The sequence below is a fragment of the Cellulomonas biazotea genome (assembly GCF_004306155.1).
GTDB lineage: Bacteria > Actinomycetota > Actinomycetes > Actinomycetales > Cellulomonadaceae > Cellulomonas > Cellulomonas biazotea.
In genome coordinates, this window is record NZ_BIMR01000380.1 from 1 (window position 1) to 748 (window position 748).

Here is a 748-nt window from a genome sequence, read left to right on the forward strand (position 1 = left end):
GGCGTTGCTGGGGCTGACGTTCACGGCGTTCGTCCTGATCGGGCCGTCGTGGTGGCAGCTGGTGACGGCGGCGGTCGTGGCGGTCCTGCTGGGGCAGGTGATGTTCCTGGGGCATGACGCGGCGCACCGGCAGATCTTCGAGTCGGGCCGGTGGAACGACTGGTCGAGCCTGGTGATCGCGAACCTGTACGCGGGGATGAGCTACGGGTGGTGGCAGCACAAGCACTCGCGGCACCACGCGAAGCCGAACCAGATCGGCGTGGACCCCGACATCGCGACCGGTGCCCTGCTGTTCCACACCGAGGACCTGACGGCGCCGCGGACGGGGCTCAAGGGCTGGCTGACGCAGCGGCAAGGCTGGCTGTTCTTCCCGCTGCTGCTGCTCGAAGGCCTCAACCTGCACGTCTCCGGGGTCAGGACGATCTTCGGGCGCGGCCCGGTCAAGCGCCGCCCGGTCGAGATCGTCTTCGTCACGCTGCGGCTCGGCGGCTACCTGGCGCTCGTCTTCTGGCTGCTGCCGGTCGGCATGGCCTTCGCGTTCCTCGGCGTCCAGCTCGGGCTGTTCGGCCTCTACATGGGCGCGGTGTTCGCGCCCAACCACAAGGGGATGCCGCTCGTGCCACCCGACCTGCGCATCGACTTCCTGCGCCGCCAGGTGCTCATGAGCCGCAACGTGCGCGGCGGGCGGTTCGTCGACCTGTTCATGGGCGGCCTGAACCACCAGATCGAGCACCACCTGTTCCCGAGC

1 protein-coding gene is annotated in these 748 nt (G+C 69.1%); it reads left to right on the forward strand.

What is annotated here, in order from left to right; all coding sequences use genetic code 11:
* Positions 1 to 4: 4 nt before the first annotated feature.
* A partial coding sequence (locus CBZ_RS18910) for an acyl-CoA desaturase (protein WP_130783005.1) occupies positions 5 to 748 on the forward strand: 744 nt, incomplete at its 3' end.